At 64.8% G+C, this 16852-nt stretch carries 24 protein-coding genes; 7 read left to right on the top strand and 17 right to left on the bottom strand.

What is annotated here, in order from left to right; genetic code table 11:
* The 4 genes from BM190_RS34690 to BM190_RS34675 form a co-directional block, all read right to left on the bottom strand.
* Positions 1-546 (bottom strand): hypothetical protein, encoded by a 546-nt coding sequence (locus BM190_RS34690; protein ID WP_018322976.1) that lies wholly within the window; start codon positions 544-546, stop codon positions 1-3.
* 410 nt (positions 547-956) lie between these two features.
* Positions 957-1238, bottom strand: coding sequence for a hypothetical protein (locus tag BM190_RS34685; RefSeq protein ID WP_018322975.1), 282 nt, complete (start codon positions 1236-1238; stop codon positions 957-959).
* Between the two features lie 245 nt (positions 1239-1483).
* Positions 1484-2020, bottom strand: coding sequence for a helix-turn-helix domain-containing protein (locus BM190_RS34680; RefSeq protein ID WP_092262020.1), 537 nt, complete (start codon positions 2018-2020; stop codon positions 1484-1486).
* A gap of 162 nt (positions 2021-2182) precedes the next feature.
* Entirely contained in the window at positions 2183-2830 is a 648-nt protein-coding gene (locus BM190_RS34675) for a cell envelope biogenesis protein TolA (RefSeq protein ID WP_092262019.1), read from the bottom strand.
* Between the two features lie 389 nt (positions 2831-3219).
* Between BM190_RS34675 and BM190_RS40825 the strand changes: the two genes are divergently transcribed.
* Both BM190_RS40825 and BM190_RS34665 read left to right on the top strand, forming a co-directional pair.
* Positions 3220-3393 carry a hypothetical protein gene (locus BM190_RS40825; RefSeq protein WP_177237474.1) on the top strand — a complete coding sequence of 58 codons (174 nt, stop codon included), beginning with the start codon at positions 3220-3222 and terminating at the stop codon, positions 3391-3393.
* Between the two features lie 116 nt (positions 3394-3509).
* Positions 3510-3860, top strand: a complete 351-nt coding sequence (locus tag BM190_RS34665; RefSeq protein ID WP_092262018.1) for a zinc ribbon domain-containing protein YjdM — start codon at positions 3510-3512, stop codon at positions 3858-3860.
* 7 nt (positions 3861-3867) lie between these two features.
* Here BM190_RS34665 and BM190_RS34660 read toward each other — a convergent pair whose 3' ends face one another.
* Together BM190_RS34660 and BM190_RS34655 are read right to left on the bottom strand one after the other, a co-directional pair.
* On the bottom strand, positions 3868-4788 hold the full coding sequence (locus BM190_RS34660) for a DMT family transporter (protein WP_092262017.1): 921 nt from the start codon (positions 4786-4788) through the stop codon (positions 3868-3870).
* Positions 4789-4883: 95 nt separating this feature from the next.
* Entirely contained in the window at positions 4884-5291 is a 408-nt protein-coding gene (locus tag BM190_RS34655) for a nuclear transport factor 2 family protein (protein ID WP_092262016.1), read from the bottom strand.
* A 125-nt stretch (positions 5292-5416) separates the two neighbouring features.
* Between BM190_RS34655 and BM190_RS34650 the strand changes: the two genes are divergently transcribed.
* Complete coding sequence (locus BM190_RS34650; protein WP_092262073.1) at positions 5417-5977, top strand: bifunctional transcriptional activator/DNA repair enzyme AdaA; 561 nt, start codon at positions 5417-5419, stop codon at positions 5975-5977.
* Between the two features lie 18 nt (positions 5978-5995).
* Here BM190_RS34650 and BM190_RS40820 read toward each other — a convergent pair whose 3' ends face one another.
* The 4 genes from BM190_RS40820 to BM190_RS34635 all read right to left on the bottom strand — a co-directional run bounded on the left by BM190_RS40820 (position 5996) and on the right by BM190_RS34635 (position 7339).
* On the bottom strand, positions 5996-6142 hold the full coding sequence (locus BM190_RS40820; protein ID WP_177237473.1) for a hypothetical protein: 147 nt from the start codon (positions 6140-6142) through the stop codon (positions 5996-5998).
* Positions 6143-6432: 290 nt separating this feature from the next.
* Positions 6433-6681 carry a hypothetical protein gene (locus tag BM190_RS34645; protein ID WP_092262015.1) on the bottom strand — a complete coding sequence of 83 codons (249 nt, stop codon included), beginning with the start codon at positions 6679-6681 and terminating at the stop codon, positions 6433-6435.
* Between the two features lie 172 nt (positions 6682-6853).
* A complete protein-coding gene (locus tag BM190_RS34640) occupies positions 6854-7057 on the bottom strand; it encodes a hypothetical protein (RefSeq protein WP_091956908.1) in 204 nt (67 codons plus the stop codon).
* Between the two features lie 117 nt (positions 7058-7174).
* The gene (locus BM190_RS34635) at positions 7175-7339 is read right to left on the bottom strand and encodes a Flp family type IVb pilin (protein WP_502687017.1); all 165 of its coding nucleotides are present in this window, start codon (positions 7337-7339) and stop codon (positions 7175-7177) included.
* Positions 7340-7670: 331 nt separating this feature from the next.
* On the opposite strand from BM190_RS34635, the gene BM190_RS34630 reads away from it, so the two are divergent.
* Positions 7671-8975: a hypothetical protein gene (locus tag BM190_RS34630; protein WP_092262013.1), complete on the top strand. Its 1305-nt coding sequence runs from the start codon at positions 7671-7673 to the stop codon at positions 8973-8975.
* Positions 8976-8980: 5 nt separating this feature from the next.
* Here BM190_RS34630 and pdxY read toward each other — a convergent pair whose 3' ends face one another.
* Together pdxY and BM190_RS34620 are read right to left on the bottom strand one after the other, a co-directional pair.
* On the bottom strand, positions 8981-9799 hold the full coding sequence (gene pdxY / locus BM190_RS34625; RefSeq protein WP_092262012.1) for a pyridoxal kinase: 819 nt from the start codon (positions 9797-9799) through the stop codon (positions 8981-8983).
* Positions 9800-9844: 45 nt separating this feature from the next.
* A complete protein-coding gene (locus tag BM190_RS34620; RefSeq protein ID WP_092262011.1) occupies positions 9845-10477 on the bottom strand; it encodes a TetR/AcrR family transcriptional regulator in 633 nt (210 codons plus the stop codon).
* Between the two features lie 97 nt (positions 10478-10574).
* Between BM190_RS34620 and BM190_RS34615 the strand changes: the two genes are divergently transcribed.
* The 3 genes from BM190_RS34615 (at position 10575) to BM190_RS34605 (ending at position 12341) form a co-directional block, all read left to right on the top strand.
* Positions 10575-11240: an O-methyltransferase gene (locus BM190_RS34615; RefSeq protein WP_092262010.1), complete on the top strand. Its 666-nt coding sequence runs from the start codon at positions 10575-10577 to the stop codon at positions 11238-11240.
* Between the two features lie 187 nt (positions 11241-11427).
* Positions 11428-11772, top strand: coding sequence for a DMT family transporter (locus BM190_RS34610; RefSeq protein ID WP_092262009.1), 345 nt, complete (start codon positions 11428-11430; stop codon positions 11770-11772).
* Positions 11772-12341 carry a TetR/AcrR family transcriptional regulator gene (locus BM190_RS34605; protein ID WP_092262008.1) on the top strand — a complete coding sequence of 190 codons (570 nt, stop codon included), beginning with the start codon at positions 11772-11774 and terminating at the stop codon, positions 12339-12341. Before BM190_RS34610 ends, BM190_RS34605 begins: the two co-directional genes overlap by 1 nt.
* Before the next feature lie 14 nt (positions 12342-12355).
* On the opposite strand, the gene BM190_RS34600 is transcribed toward BM190_RS34605, so the two are convergent.
* The 5 genes from BM190_RS34600 to BM190_RS34580 form a co-directional block, all read right to left on the bottom strand.
* Positions 12356-12676 (bottom strand): hypothetical protein, encoded by a 321-nt coding sequence (locus tag BM190_RS34600; protein ID WP_092262007.1) that lies wholly within the window; start codon positions 12674-12676, stop codon positions 12356-12358.
* Between the two features lie 71 nt (positions 12677-12747).
* Positions 12748-12954: a hypothetical protein gene (locus BM190_RS34595; RefSeq protein ID WP_018322958.1), complete on the bottom strand. Its 207-nt coding sequence runs from the start codon at positions 12952-12954 to the stop codon at positions 12748-12750.
* Positions 12955-13221: 267 nt separating this feature from the next.
* Positions 13222-13449 (bottom strand): hypothetical protein, encoded by a 228-nt coding sequence (locus BM190_RS34590; RefSeq protein WP_244550826.1) that lies wholly within the window; start codon positions 13447-13449, stop codon positions 13222-13224.
* 212 nt (positions 13450-13661) lie between these two features.
* Entirely contained in the window at positions 13662-14678 is a 1017-nt protein-coding gene (locus tag BM190_RS34585) for an SH3 domain-containing protein (protein WP_092262072.1), read from the bottom strand.
* A gap of 170 nt (positions 14679-14848) precedes the next feature.
* Positions 14849-16771 carry an FAD-binding monooxygenase gene (locus BM190_RS34580; protein ID WP_092262006.1) on the bottom strand — a complete coding sequence of 641 codons (1923 nt, stop codon included), beginning with the start codon at positions 16769-16771 and terminating at the stop codon, positions 14849-14851.
* Positions 16772-16852: the final 81 nt, after the last annotated feature.

Raw genomic sequence — 16852 nt, 5'->3', positions numbered from 1 at the left:
TTACCGTATCTCGCTCATCGTCACCTTGGCCGCGATCCCCGTCAGCTCGGGATCTTGCGGCGCAAGCTCCTCATCGGAAGATGGGCCAAATGAAACTCCAGCCATTCTGCGTTTGACCTGTTCGCAGGTCTTGCGCACGTCTTCGGTGAACAGCGCGCATTCTTCGATGCGTTGGAAGATCTTCCGTCCCTCTTCACGATACCCCGCCGCCGTTTCTCGCATGAAGGCGATCGCATCATGAACCTGAGCCGTCAGCGCCTCGCATTTTCGCGCGGCGTCGATCAACTCGGTGCCCATGGCCTCGATCTCTTTTGCAGCGGACTCATAGTCGCGAACGACCGCCTCTGCACTGAGCGCACCGACGCGCGACACGCCCGCGGTGTGCTCGACGTAATCAGGCAAATTAATTGAAGTAATGGAGCTTCCCGAGCGGATCGACGTGATGTCCGCTTCGAGTTGGACCAAGTTCACTCCCTCTCGTCTGTGCAATTGTTCAACACTTGCCACGACTGATCCTCCCGATACGCCCAGAACCCCAAACAGCATCGGGTTTATTACGGGGATAAGTGTCGTTCTACCTCGATGTACTCTTGACAGCCCCCACTTTGCCATTTTTTCCTAATCGTCACCTCTGCACGCAGAGATGACGAGCAATCAAACTTCAACTTATCGGCGTATCAGTTGGAGGAGATGTCGTTTTCTCAAGCTCCGGACCTGTCAAACACAAATGAACCGGTCCGAATTGCTGAACGAGCCTGGCCCCGATCGAGCGTGGCGGAATCGAGGGCCGGCGCACGCGCAGTGCCGTAGGGTGGGCAAAGCGACTTGTCCGCCGTAGCTCGAAGAGCGAAGGCGGAAGCGTGCCCACGTCTTGGCTGATCGAGGAGAAGACGTGGGCACGGCGCAAGTGCGCCTTTGCCCACCCTACGAAGCTCCGAACGGCGAAGCGTCGATCACTACCACCAATACGGCCAGCGCCATCCCTCATAGCGAACATAGGACGGCACCAGCGGCGGGCCGTAGGGATCGACCTTGTCGTCCTCGGGGCGATAGCGATAGCGTGGAACGACATTGTAATCCCACGGCGTCGGCCTCAGCACCGGCGCCGTGACGATGAGCCGCTCTTGTGGGGCTCGAACGACGACGGCTTTCCGCGTCCGCGCTTCCGCGCCTGATGTTGCAAGGCTGCTCAGCACCAGGGCGGTTCCGAGCGCGCAGGCGGCGGTCATTTTTGTCATGCGGTGGTCTCCTTCGCGGCAAGAGTGCAAAAGGACTCGGGGCAAGGCAAGCAAATTTCGCGCGACTTTGCGGCCATGCTTCGAGACGCCCGCTTAGAGCGGGCTCCTCAGCGACGAGGCGCGCGCTTGGGCGCTTCAGCGCGCGTAGCCGGATGGAGCGCAGCGTAATCCGGGACCAGTGAATTCGGTGGCAACATCCCGGATTGCGCTTCGCTCCATCCGGGCTACGGGAGGCTTGCGAAACCCTACCCCGCATCAACATCCTCAGGCACCGGCCCCGCGACGAGCCCGTCGAGACTGACCATCAGCAAATCGGCGATGTGCATCAGCTGGTACAGAGGAATGTCCGCCTCGCCCTGCTCGGCCAGTGCCACGAAGGCAGGCGTGACGCTGAGGCGCTCGGCGAGCTGGGCCGCGGTATAGCCGCGGGTCTCGCGTGCGGCCTTGACGCGCGCGCCGATCCCGAGCCTATGCCGGGCCTGCTCGTCCGCGGTCATCATGGCCGCCTGCTCGTCCACGCTCGCATAGCCGTCCGCGAACGCGCCGCCGATCAGCCGCTCCTTGCGCCAGGCGAGCCGGCAGCCCTTGCGCAGACCGTTCGAGAAGACCAGCGAAAATTGCTCCGGCACCCATGCCGAGCTGTTCAGAGCCACGCGCGCGCCGGTGCCGGAGACATCGCGGATCGTGCAGGGCACGCTGACGATGCTGCCGGTGCCGTTGTCGAACTCGACCATGCCGGTGCGCAAGGTGTGATGCCTGACTGCGGCGCGATGATCGCTCATGACAGCTCCCGAAAACTTGCGGCGGCGTTTCCAACGCTGCCGAAATCGGGGCGAAGATAGCGCAGAACTTTCCTGCAACTCCTAAACGGCAGCCGCCTCAGCCGGGACTGGATGGCATGGTAAAGGAATTGCTCTCGCGATCTCTTGGATCGTAGCAAGGCCCTACTCCCGCGCGCGGCGCAGGCTCTGCTCCAGCTTCGCCCGCTGCTTGTCCCAACGCGCCTCCTCCGCCGCGGCGCGCTCATCCAGCGCGGCCCGCTCGGCGTCGATCTCCTCCGCCTTCGCGTCGTGCTCCCGTCTCGCTTTGTCCAGCGCCGCCTCGGCGAGGGCGACCGCCTTGTCGCGGCGCGCGCGCTCTTTGGCGCGGGCGGCCTCCTCCTTGCGGCGCTCGGCCTCGCGCCGCCGCTCCTCCTTCTCGAATGCCGCGGCGGCCTTGCGGGCGGCCTGATCGTCGATCTTGCCGGATGATTTGTTGGCGGCCTTGGAGGGAGCCTTCGTCGATCGCGTCTTGCTCTTGGCCTTGCGTCTGGGCCTGGCGTCGTCATCGACGAGATCGGTGGGCAGCTCGGCGCTTTCGGTGAACCGCCCGTCCGATCCCACGGGGCGCCTGAGCACGACGCCTGGCTTTGCCATGGTCGCCGCGACGATGTCGGGATCGTCAGTCTCTTTCGCCGCGCCCTGATGGAACAGATTGGAGCTCGCCCCCCAGGCCTCCAGCGCCGCCTTCATCGAAGGCGCGGCGATGGCCTGGTCATAGAAGCCGAGCGAGGTCTGGTAGGTCTTCAGTTTTCGTTTCGGTTTTGCCGGCATGTCGTCCCGTTATCTCGACTGCCGGCGCAGCGTAGCCCGGATGGAGCGAAGCGCAATCCGGGTCTTGTCTCGGAAGGATGAAATCCCGGATTACGCTTGCGCTCCATCCGTGCTGCGCACTCCGCTCAAAGCGCCTCGCGGACGAGCGGCACCATCGCATCATGCCACTGTTTTCCCGACGCATCAGAACATTATTCGGCACAACCGAAAACACGAGCCTTATCAAGGCTGTCTCTACTGTGCATGGGGTTGTTTTCGCGATTCGATGTGTCGGAGGTGTTGAGGCAGTCAACTCGCAAGGGCGACATTGCCTCATGGATCAAGCCGGTCGCCAGGATCGCGGCAACCGCATAGGCTCGCGCCCGTCAACGACTCACGGAGGCATCACCATGAACGGCAATCGCTCTTACGGCGTCCGCGTCGAGGGCGCGAAATACGGCGTCGGCTTCGGCTCGGCGCTCGCCATCGCGATCTCCTACACCAACAACCATTCCATCCTGTGGGCGATCATCCACGGCATCCTGGGCTGGTTCTACGTGATCTTCGTCGCGCTGTTTCGGTGATATCGCACCGGCAGCGATCGCAGGCCGCAGCTTTCCCTTGCTTTCCCAAATCCTGCCCCTACGGTCGCGCCGCGAACGAAGCGTTGAGACGAGCGAAGGGTTAGACCAGACTTGCCATGACCGACACGATGAAATGCCCCGCCTGCAGCTCCGAGCACGCCTATCAGGACCGCGATCTCTGGGTCTGCCCGGAATGCGGCCATGAATGGAGCGGTGCGGCGGAGGCGGCCGCGGACACCGCGCAGGACGCAAGCGTGCGCGATGCCAACGGCAATGTGCTCGCGGACGGCGACAGCGTCATCGTGATCAAGGATCTCAAGATCAAGGGCTCCTCCTCGGTGGTCAAGGGCGGCACCAAGGTGCGCAACATCCGCCTGCAGGACGCCAGCGACGGTCACAACATCGCCTGCAAGATCGACGGCATCGGCGCGATGAACCTGAAGTCGGAGTTCGTGAAGAAGGCGTAGCTCGCGCTTACCTTTGCCGCTGCGCCAGATAGAACCCGCACAGCACCGTCACCAGTCCCGCCGCCTGCAGCATCGTCGGCGGCTCGCCGAGCAGCAGCCAGCCGGTGAGCAGTGTCAGCGCCGGCACGCAGGCCGGAAACACCGCCGCGCGGGCAACGCCGAGGCGCTGGACCGAGACGGCGTAGAGATAGAGCGCGGCCGGGCCGGCGAGCACGCCCTGCGCCAGCGCCTGGATCGCGTTCTCGGTCACGCCGATCGCCGCAACATGGGCGAGCCCGACGGTTGCGATGTAGACCGGCAGCAGCAGCAGCGACAGCACGTTGATCACCAGCGCAGCCGACACGGCCGAGACGCGCCAGTGGCGCAGAGCTGCGCCGAAGCCGGCGAACATCAATCCGGTGAGCACGAAGATCAAATCGCCGAGCACGCCGTCGGCCCCGATATGGCCGATTGATTCCGCCCCGATCACGCCGAGGCCGCCGACGATGACGACCGCGCCGGCAAGGCGCGAGGCGGAGATGTGCTCCTTCAGCACGACCGCCGCGAGCAGCAGGCCGCCCAGCGTCGCGCAGGAGGGCTGGATCACGCTGCCGTGGCCGAGCGGCACGAACAGGAAGCCGGTGTAGGAGATCAGCGACATCACGGGGCCGCCGAGCACCATCAGCACAAGGCCCCTGCTCCAGCCGATGCCGCAGAGATCGGAGATGCCGGCGCGGAACACCAGCGGCAGGAACGCGATCCCCGACCAGACATAGCGATGCACCAGGAGATCGACCGGCGTGAAGCCGAGCTTGAGGCCATGCCGCGTGGCGGCAAAGCCGAGCGCCCAGAACAGCGCCGCGGCAAGGCCGCAAGTGACGCCGAGCAGTGCCGGCGCCGCAATCTGGTTCTGAGATAGAGCGTCGGCGCCGCTCGTTCGCTGGTCCATGGGGTCAAGCCTTATGTCAGCGCGTATATCGGCTCAACCCACGCGGCTGCAGGGCTGGCACGCGGCGGTGATTGTGGGGCTCACGCATCAGCCTCCTATTCGAAGACCATCCGCCATCCCTTGCGCGTGTCCATGTATTCCCGAACCTGCCTGATCCGGTCGCCCGCCACCGTGAACACGAAGCAATAGTCGTTCTCGTAGGGCTTGCCGCCGGGCAGCGTGGCGCGCATCCGTTCCTCCACGATCACGACATCGCCGTCGGCATAGACGCCGCGGAACGCGATATCGATGTTCGAGAACATCCTGTGCATCTCCTGCGCGATGAAGCGCGCGATCTGGTGCGGTCCCACCATGTGGTCGGTGTGATCGAGCGCGACGGCGGTGGCATTGCCCTTCGGCGCGATCCATTCGGCGTCATCGGTGAACAATGCGGCGATGCGCTCGGCATCGCGCGTCGAAAAGATCTTCCACGCGTTCAGGACGATATCTTTTGGGCTGGACATGATGCGCTTCCTCGTTTTCGTTGAGGGGCGCCTTCTAGGCCGCGATGCGCCTTGCAGCTCGCCACAATCGGACTCGGTCATCCCGCAACCCTTCCACCCCTGCCCTCATGCGTTATGATCCGGCCATGCTGAGCTTCGATGTCTGCAACGCCGCGCGCCTGCGCCGTGATCCCCGGTATGACGGCCGCTTCTTCACGGCGGTGAAGACCACGGGCATCTATTGCCGCCCGGTCTGTCCGGCCAAGCAGCCGCTGACGCGCAACGTCGCCTATTATCCGACGGCAGCGGCGGCCGAGGCCGCCGGCTTCCGGCCCTGCCTGCGCTGCCGGCCCGAAACCGCGCCGTTCTGCCCGGCCTGGAACGGCACGCGCTCCACGGTGGCGCGGGCCATGAAGCTGATCGATGACGGCGCGCTCGACCAAGGCTCGGTGGTCGATCTGGCGATGCGGCTCGGCATCTCCTCGCGTCATCTGGCGCGCCTGTTCGAGCGCCACGTCGGCGCCACGCCGCATCAGCTCGCCAGGACGCTGCGGGTCCAGCGCGCCAAGCGCCTGCTCGATGCCGGCGACGACAGCATGACCGATATTGCATTCCAGGCCGGCTTCGGCAGCCTGCGCAGATTCAACGCCGCCTTCGCCGAACTCTACGGCCGCGCGCCGTCAAGCCTGCGCGCGCGAAGAGCTTAGCGCGCGGCGGAAGATCGCTCAGAAAAATCCGGGGCTGAGATCGAGGCCGTAGGTCAGGCTCAGCACGAACGCGAACAAAGCGGCGGCGGCGAACAAAGCTGTCTGCTTGAGAATGAACGCACGCGGCGACGTGGTGGGGGCAACGACTTTCTGCGCAACGGGCATAATGGCCTCCATTATGATTTCAAAATTGGCCGCAACAATGCGGCGGCCGCATCAAGCAATGCGACGTGCAAAGCAACTGTTAAAAGGATCAAGCCCGTTATGAACGGGCATACATCACCGGCACATTCACGCGAACTTGTTCGCGGCCGGATTCTCAATCAGCGCATCGGTGCCAATTCATCGTGCCGAGACCTTGCACGATGCGATGCGCGAGCAGCGTCGACTTCGATCACGTGATGCAGATGGGTCCCGCCTCTCCGCGGAACCCATCTGCCGTTCACGATGTCAGCTTAGTGGGCCACGCCAACGGTCGCGGTCTTCACCTTGCGCGGGCTGAGCGCCTTCGCCTGGTGGACCGAGGCCAGCGTGGTCGGCGCAGCGGTCTGCTGCTCGACATGCGCGGCGCCGAGGACGCGAACCTGCAAGGGCGAGACCGGAAATCCGTTGGTCTCGTAAGTCGGCAGTTCGGCGGCGAAAGCCGCGGTGCTGCCCGCGATCGTCAGGATGGTGGCGGCGATCGACAGAGTCTTCTTGTTCATTGGTGATGCTCCTGAGTGGAAGAGTCGGAGCATATTTAGGCGCGTTTTGCTGCAATGCGACATGCTTTGTTGCATTGCAACAGCGCGTGTTATGCATGGCGATATGTTTAATGCGTACAAGGCGTTGGCCGAATCACCGCCGGCCGCGACATGACGGTTTTATGGACGGTGCTCAGCCACCGAGCACATTGCCCCAGCCATCGAACAGGTAGGCCTTCCAGGCCACGGTTCCGTCCTCACCCGGGCGGCTGGCCTGGCGGTAATCGTCGGCCTGGTCAGCGGTCCAGGTGATGATCGTGTCCGTGATGCGATCGTGCAGAATGGCGGGCTCGGTGGGATCGAAGGCGTCCATGGGACGAAGCGAGGAATGCGTCATGGCCCACCAAACGCGCCAGCCGCAACAAAGTTGCGGCAACGCATCGGGCAAGATGCCCTCATCAAGAAGATGATGCTGGCCCCCCGCACTCCATCATCGATGCCGTGGCGCGACGCCCTATTTCAAAGCGGTCGCCAGCGATTGCAGCTTTGCGACCAGATCGGTGCCGAGCGCATAGATGATCTCGATGATCGCGAGCGCGATGCCGGCAGCGATCAGGCCGTATTCGATCGCGGTGGCGCCGGATTCATCGGCGGCGAATTCAGCCCATTTGCATTTCAACTTCACAATCGTGTCCTTCCCAACTCTGCCGGAACGGCCGGCACGAGAAATGCGCGCCTACAATCCAAGATTGAGTAAATCCAATGGCTTCAAGTTGACGACAATGAACGCTGCATTTGCCGACGATTCCCTTGAAAACTGCGGTGGGAACTCGCGTTGCAGCTTGGCAACACCTCCGCGAAAAGCCCGATTTCGCCGAATTACGCCATTGCGTCGCCACACGGTCCTCCGAACAATCGAGGCGCTGCGTGCCTTTCCGTGCAAGATTGTTTTTGCATCATGACTGTTCCGACAGAGCGTGTCCGAACAGAACCGTTTGGAGGCAGGGATCATGAACGATCGGCGGTCTCTTCTGGTGGCGGTCGCGTGCCCCTCGGCCGTTCTCGCCGGCTGGCTGGCACTTTCCCTCTCCGCCTATGCCCCTGCCCTCATCGAGAACAGCGGCGCCAATGCCGCTGCCGTGTCGCGCGCGAAAGATCTCAGCCGGCTCGACCTCGCGGACGTGCCGCACGCTGCGACGATCGAGGACGGCATCGCCTTGACCGCCGACATCGCGGCTGCCGTCGCTGCGGCCCCGGCCCCGATGATCACTGAAGCGGTACCCGAGCCTCCCGCCATGAAGCTCGCCTCGGCAGATCCGGCGCTGATCCTTCCGACGGAGACGGCGCCCGCGCCGCAGATATCGCCTGAACCAGAGCCCGTCATCAGCGAGACTGCTCCAGTTGCGGCGCCGGCGCCCGTCAAGCTCGCATCTGCCGATCCCACCGAGATCGTGACGACCGACGCGCTGTCCCCCGCGGCGATCGCGAGCGGCCCCGTCACGCCTGCGAGCAAGGCATCGCCGCCGGCCGACACCGTCGCCGTGCTCGACGAATGCTTCGTCATGGATGCCTGCATCGACCGCTACCTCTGGGCGCTCTATCAGCGCACCGCAAAAGAGGACTCGATCAAGGTCCAGGAGCGCCGCGCCGTCACCATCAAGCGCAAGGGCAAGACGGTCACGGTGATGCGCAGCTTCACCAAGCTGGTCGACCAGGATTTCACATGGAAGGATCCGAAGGCCGCCGAGCACGCCGGCATGTCGATGGTGGACTACGTCATCGGCGGCATGGACAAGAGCTTCAAGCGGAAGCTGTTCCGCACGCTGCTCGCCGCGGAAGCCGCCGGCCTCTCGCCCGGCATCACCAGCGCGTTCCGTGACGATTATCGCCAGTCGATTGCGAGCGGCCTGAAGGCCGCCTCCGACCGCTCCTATCACGGTGGCAGCACGCGCGGCGGCTACGGCCACGGCATGGCCGCGGACATCGTCAGCACCCAGGGCAACAACCGCGCGCAGCGCTGGGTCTCGACGGAAATTCTGTGGAAGTGGGTCGACGCCAACGGCAAGGCCTACGGCATCGGCCGGCCCTATCTCGGCCGCGATCCGCCGCATGTCGGCCCGGTCGACGGCGCTGAATACATCTCAAAGCGTGGCACGAGCGAGCGCAAGGAAGTCGCCAGCGCCAAATCGAAGAAGACACGGACTGTTGCGAGCGCCAAGCCGTCAAAGGCCCAAAAGGCACAGGCCGCACGCGAGCAGAAGAGCCCGGCCAAGCCACAGAAATCGGCGCAATCGACCGGCAAGCGCGCGACCTGAGACCGTTACGGCGCGCGCCCCAGCGTCGGCAGCGGCACGAGCCGCATCTCGGCCGTGCCGGCGTCCTGCGTGCGCACGAGCACCGCAAAGATGGTCTCGACCGCAAGCCGCACCGCGACCTCCGTCGCCTGGCCCTTGGCCAGATGCGCGGCGATCAGGCCGGTGAGGAGATCACCGGTGCCGTAGGGACGGATCGGCAGGCGCGACGTCGCAAAGCGCGACAATTGCCCGTCAGCGCACAGGATCGTCTCCACCTGCCCTTCGGGCGTATCGGTGAGCGTACAGCCGGTGGCGACGATTTCGATGCGGCCGGCCCCCGCCAACGCCGCACACGCCGCGCGCAGGCCCCGCGCATCCGCAGTTCTGAGGCCTGAGAGCAGCTCGAGCTCGAACTGGTTCGGCGTCGCCAGCTTCGCTGCCGGCAGCAGCCGGTGCCGGACCACGTCCAAAATGCCGTCGGCGACATAGACGCGGCCATCATCGCCGATCACGGGATCGCAGAGATAGACGAGCTTGGAATTCCGCGTGAGCGCCCGCTCGACGAAATCGGCGATGACGGCAGCGTTGCCCGGCGAGCCGAGATAGCCGGTGACGAGCACGGCGGCCTCGTCGACCAGACCGCGCTCCTCCACGCCCGTCAGAAGATCGGCAATGAGCTCGGTTTCCAGCACCCGCCCGCGCAGGCTCGGATAGCGCGGATGATTGGACAGCAGCGTCGTCGGCACCGCCGCAACGTTCACGCCCTCCGCCTGGATGGCGTAGGCGGCCGCGCTGTTGCCGACATGGCCGTGGACCACCTGGCTTTGAATGGAGATCACGAGCATGAAAGAGGTCCGTAAGGTCAAACGTCGTGTGTGGCAAGAGTAGCCTCAGCGTTGCGCCAGCTCGCCGAGGTAAGCGCAGAACATGTCGGCGAGCCCGTCAGCATGACGCGCGATCTCGGCCTCGCTGCGCGGCGTCTCCGAAAACCGCTTGCCGACCTCACTCAGCGTCGTCTTGATCAACTCGCCGGCAAGCGCGCGGGTCGCCTCGGAGGCTTTGGGCAACGCTTCCCGCATGAACGCCGCGATGATCCCCTCGCCGGCGACGCGCGCGTCCTGCGCCTCGGGCGCGTCGCGATAGAGCGGCGCGGCATCGCTGAGCGCGCCGCGGATCGCGGCCTCATCGCACTCGGACAGAATAAAGGCATGGACCAGCGCGCGCAGCCGCGCCGGCGGCGGCTTCACCCGGTCTTCGAGGATGCCGCGCAAAAGGTCACTCGTGCGCCGCCACTCATCGCTTTGCAGGCGGAACAGGATCGCGGCCTTGTTCGGAAAATATTGATAGAGCGAGCCGACGCTCACCCCGGCCCGCTCCGCCACCCGCGCCGTGGTGAAACGCTGCGCGCCCTCCTTGGTCAGGACCTGAACAGCAGCATCGAGAATGGCCGCGACAAGCTCGCTGGAGCGGGCCTGTTGCGGCTGTTTTCGTGAAGAAATTGAACGGCTTCGACGATCGGCCATGGCTCACTCAGGCAATGCGAATAGGAAATGCGACGAATTAGTCGTATTTCAGTCGACACGCAAGCACGCGTTTCTTCGCCAACTCTGGAGACCTCATATGACCACCCCGACCATCACATCGCTTGCGCCGCTGCTGGACCGCCTGTTCGACGAGGCCGCGGCGGCAAATGGCGCAACGCGGGCCGCCGTCGCCGATTTGTCCGACGCAGACCGGGCGCGCTTGATGCGAAGCAAGACCGACTATCGCGACCTCTACGGGCGCCTGAAGGACGCGCCGCTCGCGGTCTCGCGCGAGACGGGCCACCTGCTCTACATGCTGGCACGCAGCTCCCGCGCCCGGGTGATCGTCGAGTTCGGCACGTCGTTCGGCATCTCGACGCTGCACCTTGCCGCAGGCCTGCGCGACAATGGCGGCGGCCACCTCATCACGAGCGAGTTCGAGCCGTCCAAGGCCGCGCGGGCGCGGGAGAACCTGATCGCTGGCGGCTTGATCGATCTGGTCGAAATCCGTGAAGGCGACGCGCTGAAGACGCTCAGCGCCGATCTGCCCGATGCGATCGACTTCGTGCTGCTCGACGGCGCCAAGGCGCTCTATCCGGATATCCTTGATCTGCTGGAAGGCCATCTCGGACCGGGTGCGATCATCGTCGCCGACAATGCGGACGACAGCCCGGACTATCTCGCGCGCGTGCGCGCGCCCGGCAGCGGCTTCATGTCCACGCCCTTCGCCGAAGACGTCGAGCTCTCCGTGCGGATCAACTGACACCGGTCGAAATGCCACGAAATTTTTCGAGCCGCCGCTTGTTCACCACGCGGCGGCTTTATGCTGCGTTGCCGGGTGTCGCAGCCGCGTCACGCACACGTGATACCTCGTCCTGGCCAAAGCCGGACACGGCGTGCTAAACATACCTACCGCGCGGTATCTTTCTATCGCCCCGCCGGAGCTGACCATGACCTCCGCCTTCAGTGCCTACGCAGCGCTCGCCCTCGCCATCGTTCTCGAGGTCACGGCGTCCGCCTTCCTGCAGCAATCCGCCCAGTTCAGCCGCCCGTGGCCGACGCTGGCGATGGTCCTGTTCTATGTCGCCTCGTTCTATGCGCTGTCGGTGGCGATCCGCGTCATCCCCTTGAGCATCGCCTATGCGATCTGGGGCGGGGTCGGCATCATCCTGACGGCGACCGTCTCCTTCGTGCTGTTCCGCCAGATGCTGGACTCCGCGGCCTTCGTCGGCATCGCGCTGATCGTGTCAGGGGTCGTGGTCATCAACCTGTTCTCGCAGACCACGGCGCATTGATGCCGGAGAACCGCTACACCCGCGCCAAGCAGCCCGAGCAGGTCCGGCGCGCCCTGCTCGACTGTGCCGCGGCGATCGCCATGGACCACGGCGTCGCCGGCGTCACGGTGCAGGCGGTCGCAGTGGCGGCGGGCGTCACCAAGGGCGGGCTGTTTCACCACTTTGGCAGCAAGCAGGCGTTGATCGAGGGCCTGTTTGCCGACCTGCTCGCGCGCGTCGATACCGAGATCGACGCCGCGATTGAAGCCGATCCGAAGCCTCGCGGCCGCTTCACGCGGGCCTATGTGAATGCCGTGTTCACCGGCAAGGCCTTCGGCTTCGCGACCCCATGGGCGGCGTTGAGCATGGTCGTCGTCACCGATCCGCCGCTGCGCCGGCTCTGGAACGACTGGATCAAGGCGCGCCTGAAGCGTCATCGCACGACCGACGACGCGCCCGATCTGCAAATCGTGCGTCTGGCCGCCGACGGCGCATGGCTCTCCTATGTCACGACGGGACAGACGCGGATGAGCGCCGAGCTACGCGCCGTGCACGCACGGCTGCTCGCTCAGACCAATCGGCGCAGATAGCGGCCTCGCACGCCCTACTGGCTCTGCACCGGCTTGGGCGGATGCGGTGCGGACCGGGCGGGCTTCTTGGCGGGTTTGGCAGCAGCGCGCGGCGGCGGAGTATCGACTGACTCAAGATACGCCGCGAGCGCCTTGGCCGAGTCCGAGCTGGTCGCGTAATGGTCCTTCAGGAACCAGGTTAACGTCAGGCTGAAGCGACCCTTGGCAAGGCCGCGCGGGCTGCGATGGCAGGTCGCGCAGCCCTCAGCGAAGAGCTTTGCGGGCGGCTTGCCGGCGTCGAGATTTTGCGCGGCGGCGACCGTCACCGTCAGAACAGCGGCGGCTGCAAAAGTCATCACGGGCACGATCCGATCGCGCCCCAGTCGAAACAGCGATCTCAAATGCCGTCCCCTCGCCCGCCCTTCGGTCACGCCGCCGACAGCTGATCGAACTCCGGCGGTGCGTAGGCCTTGCCGTCCTGGTCGGTGATGACGACCCGCCATCCCTCGCTCGCCCACACCTTCGCCTTCGCCACGATGAGCAGCCGGCTCTCGCGGGCGAAACTGTACTTCTCGTTGTCGCGTTCTGCGACCATCTTGTAGGCCAATTCGCATCCCCTTGCGTCGCCCTGCACCCGGCCTCCTCGTGGCAGCGGGCTTTGGCGGCAATTCGCCGGGAGCATGGCAATTTGGTGCCGTCCGCAGGCATGGCGCCGATGATCGGCGCCGGCGACCGGCGTCGAGCCGCGCCCCGCTGGGATGCGATTCCGGCCCGCCGCAGGTTCTCCCTGCGACGACGGGGCCGTCTACCAGCCGTGCTGGACCATGGCGTGCCGGATCGACCGCCGGGGGCGGCCCGTCACGGCAGCAACGGAACCGCGCGTCCCATGGCCGAGCCCCCGCTAGTGCACGCGGATGATGTGGGGTCGGCCGAGATCGATCAGCCCCTGCACCGCGGAGAGGCGGTCGTCGAGGGCTGCGATGGTGAGCAGCAGGTTGTTGCGACGCTCGTCGAGCATGCCCATCTCGGCGCCGGTGAGCTTTGTGCTCGTCCGTTCCTTGTGGATCCCTTCGAGGGATTCGCGCAGCCCGGCAATCAGGCCGGTCAGCTGTTTGGCCTCCTTCGTCATCGAACGCTTCGCGACATTTTGGCGGCGCGTCTCCGCCTGGCTCTGTCTCATATCATCCTCCCGTGCCCCGCTGCCCCGAGTGGATGCTTACACCTTTGGGTAGACATGTTACGATCGATGAAATCTGCCCGCGAAGATCTGACTTAAATTGTAAAGGCCTCGGCACGGCGAAGAAAAAGCCCGGCATCAGGGCCGGGCTTTTCCTTGCAAAGCTAGTGCTTCTGATGTCCGCCGACGGGCCCGCCCGCCGGGGCGCCGCCGCCACGCGGGGCGGCATTGATATGCGGAGCACCACCCCCGCCGCCGTGCGGCATGGCAGGCGCGGCCGCGCGCGGCGCCGGCATCTGCGCACGGGCATTCATCGGCGAACCATGGCTCACGCTTGGCTGGGCGACATGCGGCGTCGCGGGACGTGCTGAAGGCGCGGCCGACGCACGCGGCGCTTCATGCGTGCGGGCCATCGGCTGCGCGCGCACCGGGGCGCGGGTCGCGGCCTGCTCACGCATCATGCGGGCTTGTGCATCACGCGGATTGCGGGTCTGCACATTGGTCCGCTCATGCGCGATGCGTTCACTTGGTCCAACGCGGGTCCGGTCGGGCGTAACCGCAGCGCCGCGCTTGGCGACCGCAGCGTCCCGCCTCGCGATCGCCGCGTCGCGCTTCGCGATCGCCGCATCGCGCTGTGTAGTCGCGGCGTCGCGCGTTGAGATCGCGGCGGCTCCCTTGCCGCGCACGCCGCTGCGTTCGAGTGCGATCGCCGCGTCGCGCGTTGCCGCGCGGCCGATGCGGGCAGCACGCGGATCAATCGTCATCCGCGTCGCGACGCTCTGATGAGAGGTCCAGTAGTTATTCCAATAGGCATGGCGTCGATACCAGGGACGTCCCCCATAGTAACTCGACCAATACGAGGTCAGCACGAAGGGAACGACGGGCACATCGATCTGGTCGACATAGTCGGGGAGATAGACGTAGTGATTGCGATAGAGATATTCGAGATATTGCGACGACACCCAGCCGCGATCATCGGAGAAGCTGACGTCGCACCAGGCATTGCCGCGCAGGCAGCCATGGATGTTGACGCGGGCGCCCCCGGGGATGCGATCGACCAGGGGAAAGCCTGAACCTGGCCCGGCGCGCAGGCCGGTCGAGACCGTGACGATGCCCGGCGCGGCCAATGCGGCTGTTGGCGCGAGCAGCAATGCGGCAACCAAAACGCTCTTGAATGTCATGGCGTGTTCCTCCTCTTTCGAGTCGGAACGCGCGGGCAGAACAGGCGTTCCGCGCATGGCGCGCCCATCCATCGAAAGATTGAAACGCATGCCGCGCGCGGTTCAATATTCATCTGCCATTCATCGACGCAACGCGTAAGCGGCGCTGGCGGACCGTCAGTCGACTGCAATCAGTTGACCTGCAACATGAACGCGTCGAAGTACGATGCAAGCCCGGCAAAGTCAGAGAGCGGCAGCACGTTCGCGACATACTGGTCCGGGCGCACCACGACCATGCAGCCGGCTTTCCGATCGATGCCGCGCATGGCGAAAACGTCCTGGCCGCTCTTGAGGTCCGGACAGAACATCTTCTCGTAGTCGTACAAGCCGTAACGGCCTTTGCTCGGAAGCAACATAGGCGGCATCGCCTCGATCGCGAGTTCTCGATGATCCTGCTGAAACACCGCGCGCAGATCGATCACGCTGTCGATGTCGGAGCTTCGGGTCGTGTGTCGCCGGATCGGAGATTTCGGGGATTCCGCGAGAAAATTGCACAATTTACGAATGGCCGAGTCCGACGCTGCGGGATTTTCAGCAGGCGAAAACGCATAGATCCGGAAGCGGCCATCAGCCTGCGCGGCGTGGCCGAGATGAAACGGCTTGGCGTCCGCCAGCCGGATCACCGGGGCGGAATGGAAGCGCTTGCCGATGACCAGGCCTTGCGCGAGGTGCTGATGCGAGGCTGCACCGGTGAGGATCGATGGCGTGTAATGTGTCGCCGTGCCCGCGGTGTAGCGGCCATGCCTGACAAAATAGTCCTGAGTCCTGGCGGCGTCGGCGCCACCCGCCTTTGCTGACGAAGCCAGAATCCCCGCCCACTCGCGATCGAAATCGATCAGCTCTTTCGCAACCGCCTGACGCTCCGCCGAATAGGAATGCAGCAGGCTCGGGGCGCACTGCTTCCGGAGGACGGCGGCAAGCTTCCAGCCGAGATTGAAGGCATCCTGCATCGAGACGTTCATGCCCTGCCCGGCTTTCGGACTGTGGGTATGGCAGGCATCGCCGGCGATGAAGATGCGCGGCAGCCGCGTTGCGATCTCCGCTTCCGGCACGTCGTCGAACTTGTCGGTGAGACGCTGGCCGATCTCGTAGACCGACCACCAGGCGATCTCCTTCACGTCCAGCGTATGGGGCTTCAGGATCCGCTGCGCTTTCGCAATCACGTCATCGGCGGTGATGTTGCGGCTGGCGACGCGCTCGCCGACATCGAGCTTGGCGAGCTCGACATAGATGCGGACCATGTAGCCGCCTTCGCGCGGAATGATCAGCAGGCTGCCGTCCTTCGCCGATTGGATCAGCGACTTGAAGCGGATGTCCGGAAAATCGGTCACCACCAGCACGTCCATCACGCCCCAGGCGTGGTTGGCGGAATCGCCATGCAGCTCGCGCCCGATCGACTTGCGCACGGTGCTGCGCGCGCCATCGCAGCCGACGACATAGCGCGCCTTGATCGTCTCGACCTTGCCCTCGCTTCCCCCATCGACGCGTTCGAGGCGCGCGGTCACGGCATGGTCGGCCGGACCCGCGTCCGGATCGACCTCGAGGTCGAGCAGGCGGCGGCTGTAATGTGGGGCGAGCTTGGCCGGCGATTTGCGCATCACGTCGAGAAAGCCGTCGTGGATGCGCGCCTGGTTGAGGATGACATGCGGGAATTCGGACAGGCCGTCCTCGACGTCCTGCACCCTTCCGCTGCGGACGATGGTCTCGGGCAGGCGCTCGTCCGGCTTCCAGAATGTCGTCTCGTTGACCCAATAGGCCTCCTTCAGCACGCGCTCGCTGAAGCCGTAGGCGTGAAACATTTCCATGGTGCGGCAGGCGATGCCATCGGCCTGCCCGACCAGCAAGCGGTTCGGCTTCTGCTCGACGATGCAGGTCTTGATGTCGGGGAATTGCGCGAGCTGGGCAGCGAGCGTGAGGCCCGCAGGACCACAGCCGACGATGAGGACATCGACCTCATCAGGCACGGCGCCCGCCGCGCCCGGGGCCTGAACGCGCTCGGCGGGGTCGGCAATGTCAGGGTCGCCCGGCTGAAATCCATTCAGATGGAATTGCATGAGCCTCTCCCGTCAACCTGTTTTGATATTGCTCAGTATGCTGACTATCAGTATACTTGTCAACGATCGCGCACCGCCGCG

It is taken from the genome of Bradyrhizobium sp. Rc3b, assembly GCF_900114915.1.
Lineage (GTDB): Bacteria > Pseudomonadota > Alphaproteobacteria > Rhizobiales > Xanthobacteraceae > Bradyrhizobium.
Note: the sequence above shows the minus strand (reverse complement) of the source record. Positions and strands in the feature narration are given on the sequence as shown.